Genomic DNA, 12,749 nt, shown 5'->3' with positions numbered 1-12,749 from the left:
ACGGCGTCGATGTTCAGAACCGTCAGGACAGTAAGGACAGCGCCGGCACACAACAGGGGGACCTGCTTGTGTGTCGGCTTTTGTCGCATGTGATAGTCATTTGAAACAACGATCGATTGAGGAGACTGAAAATGAGCACTGCACCATGGACCACCTCTTACCCCGCCGGCGTACGCTGGGATGCCGACTTGCCAACTTCGAGCGTGCCGCAATTGCTGCACGATGCGGTGGCCAAATGGCCGCTGCAACCGGCCTTGGAATTCATGGGACAGCGACTCAGCTATCGCCAATTGCAGGATATGGTCGATCGCGCGACTTGCGGTCTGCAGCGACTCGGGCTTAAGCCGGGCATGCATGTCGGCTTATTTCTTCCGAATACACCACACTATGTGATTTGTTTTTTCGCTATCCTGCAAGCCGGCGCCATTGTCGTCAATTACTCGCCGCTCGATGCAGCACAAGTGCTCAAGCATAAAATCGAAGACAGTCATACCGATTTTCTGGTGACGCTCGATATGAGCATGCTCTATCCGCAGATGGCGCAGATGCTCGGCACCACGCGCTTGCAAAAGCTGATCGTCGGAAATCTGGCCGAAATGTCGCCGCAACCGGCGGCGCTGCATGCACACCTTAGCCAGGCCGGTCAGCTGTGCAGCATACCGAGCGATGCACAACATGTCTTGTTTGCTGACTTGATCGATAACGACGGTGCTTACCAAATGCTGGCCAGCGCGCAAACGGTCGAGCAAATCGCGGTATTGCAGTACACCGGCGGCACCACCGGTTTGCCGAAAGGGGCCATGCTGACGCATGCGAACTTAACCACGGCATGCAGCCAAATCATGGAAACCACCAATGTCACACCGCGTGTGCTGATGGAAGGGCGCGAACGCTTGCTGGCAGTGCTGCCCTTGTTCCATATTTATGCGCTGACTGTCGACATGTTGTTCGGCATACGCTTGGGTGCGGAAATTATTTTGCACAGCCGTTTCGATGTTGATGCCGTGGTCAAGGATTTGACCAACAAAAAAATTACTATCTTCCCCGGTGTACCGACCATGTATACGGCCATCATTCATTACCCTGATATCGGTCATTACGATTTGAGTGCGCTGAAATTTTGTAATTCCGGCGGCGCACCCTTGCCGGGCGAAGTATTGCAGCAATTTCAAATACTGACCGGTTGTCATTTATTGGAAGGCTGGGGCATGACTGAAACCTCACCCACCGGTACCTTCACCCCGCTCGGAGGCGTGCGCAAACCTGGTTCATGCGGCTTGCCGACACCGGGCATCGATTTCAAATTCGAGAGTTTGGACGCCCCGGGTCAGTATGTCGCCGCCGGCGAGCGCGGCGAAATTTGTGTGGCCGGGGCCAATGTCATGCGCGGATACTGGAACAAACCCGAAGCCAATCAAAGTGCCTTCACGGCCGATGGCTATTTCCGCACCGGCGACGTTGGCTACATGGATAGCGACGGCTATGTCTACATCGTCGATCGTACCAAGGACATGATTTTATCGGGTGGTTACAACGTTTATCCGCGCAATATCGAAGAAGCGATTTACCAGCATCCGGCGGTGGCGGAAGTCAGCGTCATCGGTATTCCCGACGCTTATCGCGGCCAAGCGGCGAAGGCTTTCATTAAACTCAAGACCGGTCAGAGTGACTTGAGTTTCGAGCAATTGAAAGCATTTTTGCAGGATAAACTGGGCAAGCATGAAATGCCACAGGCGATAGAAATTCGCGCCGAATTGCCGAAGACACCGGTTGGCAAATTGTCGAAGAAAGAGTTGTACGACGAAGAGGCGAAAAAGCGCAGCGCCGCCTGAAGTCGTTCCCGTATGGCTTACAATAGCGCCTGAAGGCGGCGCTGTAGTCCGTCATTGCCGGGCATAGGCGTCAATATGAAAATTCTGCTGGTCGAAGACGATCCCATGATCGGTGAAAATATTCAGATTGCGCTCGAGAGCGAAGCTAATCTGGTTGACTGGATCAATAACGGCGACGATGCCGAACAAGCGCTGCAACTGCATGACTACGATGTGCTGTTGCTGGACTTGAGTCTGCCGCAACGCGATGGCATGGAAATTCTGCGCGCGTTGCGCAAGCGTGGCGACAGCTTGCCGGTCTTGCTGATGACGGCGCGTGACACGGTGCCACAACGGGTGGCCGGTCTCAATGCCGGTGCCGACGATTATCTGATCAAACCCTTCGACCTCGATGAACTGATCGCCCGCATGCATGCGTTGGTACGGCGTGCTTGCGGCCGTATCGATGATGTGTATCGCCATGGCGAGGTCAGCATTAAGGCACGCACGCGCCAAGTCAGTCGGCATGCCGAGACGGTGATTTTATCGGCGCGCGAATGGGCGATTGTCGATGCGCTCATTGCCAGGCCCGGTGCGATTCTCTCGCGCGGCCAACTGGAAGAATACCTGTTTGGCGGTGCCACCGATATCGAAAGCAATGCCATCGAAGTGTATATCCATGGCTTGCGCAAAAAATTGGGCCAGAAATTCATCGTCAATGTGCGCGGAGTCGGTTACATGGTGGAAAAAAATCCATGAAATCCTTACGTGTGCAAATGATCGTGTTGTTTGGTTTGGCCATGGCGCTGACTGCAGCCTTGCAGTTTGCCAGTTCGTTTCAGGTGATCGTGCGCGAAGCCAACAAATTGTTTGATTTTCATATGCAGCAAATGGCGCTGGCTTTACAAGACGGTGATTTCCAGCAGCTCAACTGGCGCACGGTACCCGGCATCGAAAGTAATAATTTTGATTTTGTCGTACAAGTGTGGAGTGCCGACGGCGCACAGGTGTACCAATCGCGCCAGTACCGGGTGTTGCCGCAGCAAGCGGTACTCGGTTATTCCAATACCGTGCTCGATAACGGCGAGTGGCGTATCTACGCCGCCCAAGCGCAAGGCCGCGTGATCCAAGTGGCGCAAAAAACCAGTGCGCGCCGCCAGCGTGCCATCAGCATGGCCATGAGTTCGGTTATGCCGATTGTGCCGGTGGCGCTGTTGTTGTTTGCTGTTGCTTGGTGGGCGATCAGTATCGCGCTCGCGCCGCTGACACGGATAGGCAAGGAGCTGGCGCAACGCAGTACCGATTCGGTGGCTACCGTGTCGGATGCCGGAGTGCCGCAAGAAGTCTCGCTGTTAGTGACGGAATTGAATTCACTGCTGTTACGCATGGGCCGCGCCTTGCAGTCGCAGCAGCGTTTCGTCGCCGATGCCGCGCATGAATTACGCTCACCGATTACGGCCGTGCGTTTGCAAGTGCAAAACCTCGGACGTGCACGCGATGAAGTCAGCCATGAGCAAGCGGTGCGCCGGCTATTGGGTGGGGTCGATCGCGCCGGCCATTTGGTCGAGCAGTTGCTGGCGCTGGCGCGTCAGGATCCATCGTCGACGCCATTACCCCTGCATTGTTCACTCAGTGCTTGCGCCGAACAAGCGCTCAATGATGTACTCGTGTTGGCCGGCAGTCGGCAGATCGATGTGCATAGTCAGCTTGAGCCTGATTTGTTCATCGCCGGCGAGAGCGAAAGTCTGCGCGTCATGATCCGCAATTTACTCGACAATGCGATTCGCTATATTCCCGCACACGGCCAAGTCACGCTGGCATTGACGCGTACACCGGCAGGTATCTTGCTCGTGGTCGAAGACAGTGGTGCCGGTATTGCGGCGGCCGAGCGCAGCCGGATTTTCGATCGCTTTTATCGCGTGCCCGGCACCAGCGTCAGCGGCAGCGGTTTGGGCTTGGCCATCGTCAAAGCCATCGCTGAGCGGCATCATGCCAACATTACGCTGGGCGAGGCAAGCTTGGGTGGCTTGGCCGTGCGGCTGTTTTTTTCGCCGCAATCTTGAGTAAGCCGCTTTGTTTACGGCTATTTTCTGCATTCATGCTGTTTTCTTAAGTTACACCTAAGTATAGTAGTGCACTATGGCAAGGTTTTAGATTCAGCGCTCGCGTGTGTTTGCCGGCGCCTTTGTATTTCCTCGCTATTTCACGCTATATCCATCTCACAGGACCATCATGTACGCCACCATTCCATTCCGCCGTCTCGCCACTCTTGCCGCCGCCACTGTTCTGGCAGCTTGTAGCTCACCGGTCAAGCTGGCCGAGAAGCCGGTCGTCGCGACGCCGGTTCAAGCAGCGCCGGCCGATACCCGTGCCGTTGCGGCCGTGGTGGCACCGAGCGTCGATCCGCTCAATGACCCTAGCAGTGTGCTGGCCAAGCGCAGCATCTATTTTGATTTTGATAAGTATGCAGTCAAGTCTGAATTTACCCCGGTCATCAGCGCCCACGCACAATATTTGAGTAAAGCCAGCGGCAAGAAAATTCTGATCCAAGGAAACACCGATGAACGCGGTGGCAGTGAGTACAATCTGGCGCTGGGCCAGAAACGTGCTGAAGCCGTGCGCAAAGCAATGGCTTTGTCGGGCACACCGGAAGCGCAGATGGAAGCGGTTTCCTTGGGTAAGGAAAAACCTAAAGCCAGTGGCAACGATGAAGCGGCTTGGAGCGAAAATCGTCGCGCTGATATCGTCTACTCACAGAAGTAAACCGCAGCAGCGGTTTGATTCCGGGCCGCTGAGCGGCCCGGAATACTTTTAACCGCGCCGATTACATCGCTGTGAACAATTGCCGCACGGATTTAATCCTTGCGGCGCTTGACAAGCACGCTGCAAAGCGAGAATACTGAGCGACTTTTCGCTCTCACTGTACCGGGTCGTCGCCTTATGCTTAAACGTTTCATTCTGTTATTCGCTCTTTCCCCTATTTTTCCGGCATGTGCCGTGCAAGTTAATTCGCAAAATGCCATCATCGTCGAAGATGGCAGTGGCAAGATTTTATTTGAAAAAAATGCCGGCACGGTCGTGCCCATCGCCTCGTTGACCAAATTGATGACGGCGATGGTCGTGCTTGATGGTCGTCCGGACATGGGAGAAAAAATTTGCATAGAAACGGCCGACCTCGATGTGCTCAAACACAGCGCTTCCCATGTGCCGGTCGGTACCACGCTGGCGCGCCGTGAAGTTTTGCAATTGGCCTTGATGTCGTCGGATAATCGTGCCGCCGCGGCCTTGGCGCGCACTTATCCGGGCGGGAACGCGGCCTTTGAAAAAGCCGTGAATGTAAAAATAAAGGCGCTGGGCATGAGCAGCACAGTGATGAAAGAACCAACCGGCTTGTCGCCCGAGAATACTTCAACGGCCAACGATTTGGTCAAGATGGCCGTCGCAGCGTCGCATTATCCTGCTATCACCGACATAACGACCGATAGTTCCGACACGATCGCCATCAAAGGGCGCATGCGTTTGTTTCACAACACTAACCGCTTAGTTGGTAGCAAGGGCTGGGATATTTTATTGTCCAAGACCGGGTTCACCAATGAGGCCGGGAGTTGTTTGATCATGCGCATCCAGCTGGCTGACAAGAAAGCCACGCTGGTGCTGTTGCATGCCACGGCGAGTTCTTCGCGTTTTGCCGATGCCAAAAATATCCGCCATTTGCTGGCGCAAGGCGGTAGCGTCGCTGCGCGCGCGCAAAAACGCGGGCGCGCCACCTGATCGGCTTCGATTCACTCTGCGCTTGCGCTGAAAAAAAACGGGCGTTGACTTCACAGTCAGCGCCCGTTTTCATTGCCAGCGATGGTTTACGATTGCTATGGTGCCGTGCACAGACAGTGGGTGATGGCCATATAACCCTTGCCATCTTTATTCAAATCCGCCAACCACAGGAAGTCGGCCCCGATCTGGGCCGCCGCAGCTGGTGGGATGCCGCTCGGTATCAGTGTCAGTTTGAATTGCTGTTCCAGCACGCCGGCGGCGCGCGCGCCGATCAAATCGAACAGACGATCAAATTTCGACAAATCTTGTTCGATATAGCTGACCCGGTAATTGTCGCCGATTTTGGCACGCAGAGCGGCCGATTTCAGAGCGTCGCCATAGCTGCCTACGGTGTCGACCAGTCCGCGTTCGCGTGCTTGGGCACCGGTCCATACGCGACCTTGGGCTACCGCATCAATTTTTGCTGGCGTTGTTTTACGTGCCAGCGCGGCTTTGCCGGTAAAGTCGGCATAGATGTGGTTGATGCTGCCCTGTATCAGTTGGGCGAAGCGCGGGTTGAGCGGTCGCAGCGGATTAAATGGATCGGCCAACCAGGTCGTGGTGGTGCCGGCCGTGTGGATGCCGAGCTTGTCGATGGCTTTGTCAGCTGTCGGCAAGATGGCGAACACGCCGATCGAGCCGGTGATGCTGGCTTCATCCGCGATGACTTCATCGGACGCCATGGAAATCCAGTAACCGCCGGAAGCGGCCAGATTCCCCATCGAGACCACCACCGGTTTGCCGGCGGCGCGCGTCAATTCAAGTTCGCGCCGTATCAATTCGGAACCGAAGGCACTGCCGCCGGGTGAGTCGATGCGCAGCACCAATGCTTTGATATTGGCATCTTCGCGTGCTTTACGGATCAGGTTGGCCGTCGAGAGACCACCGATGGCACCTGGCGGAGCCATGCCGTCGCTGATTTCGCCGGAGGCGACGATGACGCCGATGGCCGGGCCGATCAATTTCGGTTTTTGTCGCGCCAGATAGTCATCAAAGGTGATTTGGCGGAAGGTGTGGTTTTCTTCATCTTTGCCGGCGTGCTTGAGCATCATGGCACGCAGTTCATCGCGGGTTTTGAGGGCATCGATTAATTTGAGATTGAGTGCCATTTTACCGGCATCGTCGCCGGCGGCAGTCAATAATTCCGGGGCTTCGTCGATGTAATGCATGATGCTGCCGGCTGGCAGTTTGCGCGCCTGTTCGACATTGCTGGTGTAAGTTTTCCACATCGCATTGTAGAGAAAACTTTCCGCTTCACTGGCAGCGGGCGACGGGGCGTTGGCGATGTAGGGTTCGGCGAAGCTTTTGTAGGTGCCGACTTTGAGCAGGTTGACCGTGATGCCGACTTTATCGAGTGCATCGTGGTAGTAATTGCGGTATTTACCAAAGCCGCTCAAAAACACGGCACCCATAGGGTGTAAGTAAATTTCATTGGCATGGGCCGCTAAAAAATACTGACGTTGATCGTAGCTCGAGCCCCAAGCGACCACGGTTTTGCCACTCTTTTTGAAGCGCTCAAGCGCCGCGCCGGTTTCGCGCAGAATCGGCAAACCCGCATTACCCATATCGTCGAGCAGCAGAACCACGCCGCTGATTTTATTATCGCTGGCGGCGCTTTCCAATACGGTCAAGATGTCACGCAACTGTATGGTTTTTTTGGCTGTGCCTTGTGCTTCAGCCAATAAGACATCGCGCGTGCTGCCGGAATGCTGCTCTACCAAGGCACCCTTGAGGTCGAGAATGAGGATGGTCTTTTCTTCGAGTTTTTTGCTGCCACCGCCGAGTAAGGCGATGGCGATGGCGATCAATAACGCTAATACCAACAGATTGAGCAGGATGCGGCGACTGACGTCGAGCGCACGCCAGAGCCAAGAGAGGCCCTTGGCTATCCAACGAAATGGAGGAAAATTCATGAAAACGTATCCTTTATGTCTAGAAATTCATTCAGGCCAGATGGCCGCCAGCAATTGCGCCAAATGTGCGCCGGCGCGCGCCAGCGCGTCTTGTTTGAGGATGAGCATGGACTTCTCATATTCTAACGGTAAAGCGATGGACCAGTTGTTGCCGTTTAGCGAAGTACTGCGCGGACTGAATTGGGTACCGCCAAATACCGTGCGCGCATCGTGTAGGGCCTCATCGGCCCACAGACGCGGTAATTGTGCCGCGCTTGCCGTATGCAGCGGTATTTTTTTTGCTGCCGTGATCAGTGCTCGGTTCATCTGGCCACGTTTTAACTGCGGCGGCAAATCATCCCACAAGGCATGCAAATTGCCGCAGGGGCATTGTAGTGCATTGCCGCCGACGGTATTGTTGTTGGCATCGTGGATGTTGTCATCGGGGGCGATGATCGCACCGCTTTGGTCGAGGAAAACCGAGCCGACATGCAAAGGCTGGTGCAAATCGCCGACATAGTGACTGAGCAGTATCAGTGCCTCGCTGGGGTCTTTGAAGGCAAACGGTGGCGCTGCCGGCTGTCCTTGCAAGACCAGGATGGCGGCTTCGATGGCGTGGACGATGTCATGGTCGCTGGCACCGACGTAGTGGTTTTCATAATGTTCATGTTCGATGCTGATATCGGCATAGTGGTATTGCTTATGGCAGCTTTCTTCCCCACTTGCTGGTTGGCAATTTGTATCGTTGCGACGCACATAGTCTGCCATCGCGGCAATATCAGCCGGATTTTCAAACGCCGCGCACTCGGGGTAGCGACCGGCGCTGGTATAGCGGTAGTCTTGGGCCGGGGCGATGCCTTTGACACAATCAGCCCAGACGGCGACCTGTTCGAGCTTGCGTTCAGCCAGCAAATTGCTGACGTGGCGGCCAGCCGGCGTATCGAGTAACAAGGCGTCGGCGATCGCTGCCACGCTTTGATGGCCGTCCGCCCCCCAAGCATGGCTGAGTTGTGGCAATGCGCTGCAGGCGAAGAATAGTACGTAAAGGATAATTTTTTGCATAAGTCTTGATCAAGGAGGGAAAAATTCGCACTCCGGCCAGGGGTGGTGATGGCGCGAGCACGCGAGTGAAAAACTTGAAGGAAAGAATATCTTGTAAATATTACCAGCATATGTGCGTGGTGCGGAAAATTGCCGCAGCAACAGACGGCCGCAGCAAGTGGAGAGTCGACTTGTGTGCCAATACCGGCTAAACTTGCGGGATTTTCCCCCTATTTTTGCGGCATCTGTAATGAACACCATGAACCCCACGTCAGGCCTGAGCCCGGCAGCAGCATCTGAGTCAGATTCTGAGTCAGTCAATGCATCAGTCAACGATTCCGCCAGCGCTGCCGGCAATGCGCAGCATAGTGAGCTGATTCGCCGCGAAGTGGCGCGTCGTCGCACTTTCGGCATTATTTCCCATCCCGATGCCGGTAAAACCACGCTGACGGAAAAACTGTTGATGTTTTCCGGTGCGATTCAATTGGCCGGCACGGTCAAGGCGCGTAAGAGCGGCCGCCATGCCACCTCGGATTGGATGGAAATTGAAAAGCAGCGTGGTATTTCGGTCGCTTCGTCGGTGATGCAGTTCGAATACCGCGGTCACGTCGTCAATTTGCTCGATACTCCGGGGCATCAGGATTTTTCTGAAGATACGTATCGGGTGCTGACTGCCGTCGATTCGGCACTGATGGTGATCGATGCTGCCAAGGGCGTGGAAGAGCAGACCTTGAAGTTGCTCAATGTCTGCCGCATGCGCAATACGCCCATCATTACCTTCGTCAACAAGATGGATCGCGAAACCCGCGATCCGCTGGAATTGCTCGACGAATTGGAATCGGTACTGAAGATAAAATGTGCGCCGGTTACTTGGCCCATCGGTATGGGTAAAACTTTCCGTGGCGTGTATCACATCCTGAAAGATCAAATTTTACTGTTTACTCCGGGCAGTGAACGGGCTGACCAAGAATTTGAAGTCATCGAAGGCATCAATAATCCGCGTTTGGCTGCCATGTTCCCGCTCGAAATCGAACAACTGAAAATGGAAGTCGAGTTGGTACACGGTGCCTCGCATCCGTTTTCACTCGAAGATTTCCTCGCCGGCGTGCAGACGCCGGTGTTTTTCGGCTCGGCTATCAATAACTTCGGCGTGCGCGAAATTCTCAACGCCTTGCTCGACTGGGCACCGCCACCATGCGGCCGTGATGCCACGATACGCACGGTGGAAGCCGGCGAAGCCCCGTTCTCCGGTTTTGTTTTCAAGATTCAAGCCAATATGGATCCGGCCCATCGCGATCGTATCGCGTTTCTGCGCGTCTGTTCCGGTCGCTTCGAGCGCGGCATGAAACTCAAGCATTTGCGTCTCAATCGCGAGATCAAAGTCTCCTCGGTGGTGACCTTCATGGCCTCATCGCGCGAGCAAGTGGAAGAAGCGTATGCCGGCGACATCATCGGTTTGCCTAATCATGGCAATATGCAGATCGGCGACAGTTTTTCTGAAGGCGAATTACTACAATTCACCGGCATTCCGTATTTCGCCCCCGATTTTTTCCGCACGGCACGGATTCTCAACCCACTCAAAATCAAGCAACTGCAAAAGGGTTTGCAACAATTAGGTGAAGAAGGTGCAGTACAGGTATTCAAACCCGTGGTGAGCAGTGATTTGGTGCTCGGTGCCGTCGGGGTGTTGCAGTTTGAAGTCGTCGCCAGTCGCCTTAAAAATGAATATGGCGTCGATGCCGTATTCGAGGGCACCAGTATCAGCAGCGCCCGCTGGATTACCTGCGACGATAAAAAAATGTTGGCCGATTTTGAACGCTCCGGTGCCGGCGTCAATATCGCCTACGATGCGGCCGGGAATATGGCCTATTTAGCGACCTCGGGCGTGAATTTAAAATTGACACAAGAACGCTGGCCTGGCATCGCTTTCCATGCCACCCGCGAGCATGCGGCCAAATTGAGTTGAGTGTGACGCTGGCGACGGCAGCAAAGAAATTTGACCGGTTCGGCGAGAGATTGCGCGAGCCGGTTTTTTTAACTTCAGATTTTTCCTACTTACAAATTCTGTGTCTTGTTCTAGACTGCAAAGCTAAGCACGCTTGCCGTGGGTAATCGAGGAAAATCATGAAGTCTTATCGTCAACTGTTCCATCTTGCCGCGCTGGTGTTGATCATGCTGCTGCCGACCGCGCACGCGCAGGTGCCGGCGGCGCATGCCGTGGCCGGTATCACAATTGTCATTCCGCTCAGTGCCAAGGGAAGTTCACGCGCCGAGTCTGTCGCCGCGATGCGCGACATTGCGGCATTCGTAGCCCGGCAACCGGGCCTGATCGATGCCGTGCTGATGGAAAATAATAATCCTGCCAATACGCCCAGCCATGTCCATGTAACGCGCTGGTTCAAGCTCGGTGATTGGGAAGCCTTGTTCAGCAATCCTGAATTCAAAGAATTGGCTCGGCGCCATCAGGCGCGCGTCAGCGTTGCCGACGGGACTGCGATTTTCACGCCGCTGAAATAGATGCGCAGCGTGCTGCCGCAGGCAGCATATGCAAATAAGAAATACTTCTTTGTCGCTCAGTGTGGCACGGACTATGATGGATGCTCTGCTACCCCCTGTCGGTGGCACCCGCATTCTCGGAGAAAAAACCATGCCTGTTTCATTTATTCGCTCGGCCGTATCGGCTTCCCTGTTGGCGCTCGGCTTAGTGTTGGCGAGCAGCCACGCCAGTGCCGCCGATTTACTCGATACCGTGCATGCGCGCGGCAGTTTGAAGATCGCGGTAGAGGGTACCTATCCACCGTTTAATTTTACCGATCAAAAGACGCATGCTTTATCGGGTTTTGATGTCGATGTGGCACGCTTGTTGGCCGCTAAGCTCGGTGTCAAAGCCGAATTCGTCACCATAGAATGGAGCGGTATTTTGGCCGGCTTGTCGGCTGGGAAGTTCGATGTCATCGTCAATCAAGTCGGCATCACGCCTAAGCGCGCCGAGAGTTTTGACTTTTCTACTCCGTATACCTTGTCGGCGGCACAACTGGTGGTACGCAAAGATGAACAGCGCAGCTTTACCAGCTTGGTCGATTTGAAGGGCAAGAAGCTCGGCGTGGCACAGGGCAGTAACTATGAAGAACGTGCCAAGGCCAGTGCCGGTATCGACGTCAAGAGTTATCCGGGTGCACCCGAATATCTGCAGGATCTGGCTGCTGGACGTATTGATGCCGCACTCAATGACAGTTTGATGGTGGCATATTTATTGAAAAATTCGCCACTGCCAATTAAAGCCGGTGCCGCCATCGGTGAAGTGACCAGCAATGGTATTCCTTTTGTGAAAGGTAATCCGAAATTCGCGGCGGCGCTCAACCAGGCATTGGCGGCCATCAGCAAAGATGGTAGCCTCGCACAGGCATCGATCAAATGGTTCGGACGCGATGTCAGTAAGGCACCTGCGGCACAATGAAGCAGCGCCTGACGGCGCGTGGTATAACAGTTTCCCCGCAGTGCGGGGATTTTTTTTGGGATGAAAATGAACGATTGCTTCGAATTATTGCAAGCGGCCGCGCCGCAGATGTTGGCCGGCTTGGGCAATACGCTGTTGTTTGCACTCAGCTCTATGTGCGGCGGTTTGCTGCTCGGTTTATTGCTGGCGCTGGCGCGCTTGTCCGCGTGGCGCTTGGTGCGACTGCCGGCCGCGCTGTATGTCAGCCTGATGCGTGGCACGCCATTGTTGGTGCAGATATTTTTGATTTATTACGGCTTGCCGGCGATCGGTTTGGAATTGTCGGCGACCGTGGCCGGGATTTTGGCACTGAGCTTGAATGCCGCTGCCTATTTATCGGAAAGCTTACGCGGTGCGATTGCCGCCGTCAGCAGCGGTCAATGGGAAGCTGGGCTGAGTCTCGGTCTGAATTGGCGTCAAACTCTGATGGCGGTGATTTTTCCGCAAGCCTTACGGATTGCCGTGCCATCACTGAGCAATACCTTGATCAGCTTGATCAAGGATACCTCGCTGGTCTCGGTCATTACCGTCACTGAGCTGATGTTAGCTACCAAGGTGGCGATTGCCAGCAGCTTTCGGCCGTTGCCCTTGTATGTCGCGGCAGCAGCGGTATATTGGTTACTGAGCTGGTGCTTTGAAATGCTGCAGCGCGCACTCGAGCGTCGTTTGCAGAACGCGCATCGGTGAAGCCAGCGCTTG

At 54.8% G+C, this 12,749-nt stretch carries 11 protein-coding genes; 9 read left to right on the top strand and 2 right to left on the bottom strand.

Features of this window, described 5'->3' with window-relative positions; all coding sequences use genetic code 11:
- Nucleotides 1–131: 131 nt before the first annotated feature.
- The 5 genes from QN359_RS00795 (at nucleotide 132) to QN359_RS00775 (ending at nucleotide 5,582) form a co-directional block, all read left to right on the top strand.
- Nucleotides 132–1,832, top strand: coding sequence for a long-chain fatty acid--CoA ligase (locus tag QN359_RS00795; RefSeq protein WP_322249360.1), 1,701 nt, complete (start codon nucleotides 132–134; stop codon nucleotides 1,830–1,832).
- A gap of 75 nt (nucleotides 1,833–1,907) precedes the next feature.
- Entirely contained in the window at nucleotides 1,908–2,570 is a 663-nt protein-coding gene (locus QN359_RS00790) for a response regulator (RefSeq protein WP_322249359.1), read from the top strand.
- The gene (locus tag QN359_RS00785; protein WP_322249358.1) at nucleotides 2,567–3,874 is read left to right on the top strand and encodes an ATP-binding protein; all 1,308 of its coding nucleotides are present in this window, start codon (nucleotides 2,567–2,569) and stop codon (nucleotides 3,872–3,874) included. Before QN359_RS00790 ends, QN359_RS00785 begins: the two co-directional genes overlap by 4 nt.
- 169 nt (nucleotides 3,875–4,043) lie before the next feature.
- Complete coding sequence (pal, locus tag QN359_RS00780) at nucleotides 4,044–4,574, top strand: peptidoglycan-associated lipoprotein Pal (protein WP_322249357.1); 531 nt, start codon at nucleotides 4,044–4,046, stop codon at nucleotides 4,572–4,574.
- Between the two features lie 234 nt (nucleotides 4,575–4,808).
- The gene (locus tag QN359_RS00775; protein WP_369124401.1) at nucleotides 4,809–5,582 is read left to right on the top strand and encodes a serine hydrolase; all 774 of its coding nucleotides are present in this window, start codon (nucleotides 4,809–4,811) and stop codon (nucleotides 5,580–5,582) included.
- Between the two features lie 95 nt (nucleotides 5,583–5,677).
- Here QN359_RS00775 and sppA read toward each other — a convergent pair whose 3' ends face one another.
- Complete coding sequence (gene sppA / locus QN359_RS00770) at nucleotides 5,678–7,534, bottom strand: signal peptide peptidase SppA (RefSeq protein ID WP_322249355.1); 1,857 nt, start codon at nucleotides 7,532–7,534, stop codon at nucleotides 5,678–5,680.
- Nucleotides 7,535–7,561: 27 nt separating this feature from the next.
- Complete coding sequence (locus QN359_RS00765) at nucleotides 7,562–8,575, bottom strand: S1/P1 nuclease (protein WP_322249354.1); 1,014 nt, start codon at nucleotides 8,573–8,575, stop codon at nucleotides 7,562–7,564.
- 238 nt (nucleotides 8,576–8,813) lie between these two features.
- On the opposite strand from QN359_RS00765, the gene QN359_RS00760 reads away from it, so the two are divergent.
- From QN359_RS00760 to QN359_RS00745, 4 genes are all read left to right on the top strand, one after another.
- The gene (locus tag QN359_RS00760; RefSeq protein WP_322249353.1) at nucleotides 8,814–10,520 is read left to right on the top strand and encodes a peptide chain release factor 3; all 1,707 of its coding nucleotides are present in this window, start codon (nucleotides 8,814–8,816) and stop codon (nucleotides 10,518–10,520) included.
- A gap of 158 nt (nucleotides 10,521–10,678) precedes the next feature.
- On the top strand, nucleotides 10,679–11,071 hold the full coding sequence (locus QN359_RS00755) for a hypothetical protein (protein WP_322249352.1): 393 nt from the start codon (nucleotides 10,679–10,681) through the stop codon (nucleotides 11,069–11,071).
- 130 nt (nucleotides 11,072–11,201) lie between these two features.
- Nucleotides 11,202–12,011 carry a transporter substrate-binding domain-containing protein gene (locus QN359_RS00750; protein ID WP_322251016.1) on the top strand — a complete coding sequence of 270 codons (810 nt, stop codon included), beginning with the start codon at nucleotides 11,202–11,204 and terminating at the stop codon, nucleotides 12,009–12,011.
- Nucleotides 12,012–12,077: 66 nt separating this feature from the next.
- On the top strand, nucleotides 12,078–12,737 hold the full coding sequence (locus QN359_RS00745) for an amino acid ABC transporter permease (protein ID WP_322249351.1): 660 nt from the start codon (nucleotides 12,078–12,080) through the stop codon (nucleotides 12,735–12,737).
- Nucleotides 12,738–12,749 lie beyond the last annotated feature (12 nt).

Source organism: Undibacterium sp. 5I2 (assembly GCF_035019605.1).
Classification (GTDB): Bacteria; Pseudomonadota; Gammaproteobacteria; order Burkholderiales; family Burkholderiaceae_D; genus Undibacterium.
The sequence above is the reverse complement of the archived record's forward strand: the minus strand, read 5'-3'. Positions and strand labels throughout refer to the sequence as shown.

Excerpts from the sequence above, each read along its gene's own strand:
- QN359_RS00790 (WP_322249359.1), top strand. The coding sequence starts at position 1,908 with ATGAAAATTCTGCTGGTCGAAGACGATCCCATGATCGGTGAAAATATT.
- QN359_RS00750 (WP_322251016.1), top strand. The coding sequence starts at position 11,202 with ATGCCTGTTTCATTTATTCGCTCGGCCGTATCGGCTTCCCTGTTGGCG.
- QN359_RS00795 (WP_322249360.1), top strand. The coding sequence starts at position 132 with ATGAGCACTGCACCATGGACCACCTCTTACCCCGCCGGCGTACGCTGG.
- pal (WP_322249357.1), top strand. The coding sequence starts at position 4,044 with ATGTACGCCACCATTCCATTCCGCCGTCTCGCCACTCTTGCCGCCGCC.
- sppA (WP_322249355.1), bottom strand. The coding sequence starts at position 7,534 with ATGAATTTTCCTCCATTTCGTTGGATAGCCAAGGGCCTCTCTTGGCTC.
- QN359_RS00785 (WP_322249358.1), top strand. The coding sequence starts at position 2,567 with ATGAAATCCTTACGTGTGCAAATGATCGTGTTGTTTGGTTTGGCCATG.
- QN359_RS00755 (WP_322249352.1), top strand. The coding sequence starts at position 10,679 with ATGAAGTCTTATCGTCAACTGTTCCATCTTGCCGCGCTGGTGTTGATC.
- QN359_RS00745 (WP_322249351.1), top strand. The coding sequence starts at position 12,078 with ATGAACGATTGCTTCGAATTATTGCAAGCGGCCGCGCCGCAGATGTTG.
- QN359_RS00760 (WP_322249353.1), top strand. The coding sequence starts at position 8,814 with ATGAACCCCACGTCAGGCCTGAGCCCGGCAGCAGCATCTGAGTCAGAT.
- QN359_RS00765 (WP_322249354.1), bottom strand. The coding sequence starts at position 8,575 with ATGCAAAAAATTATCCTTTACGTACTATTCTTCGCCTGCAGCGCATTG.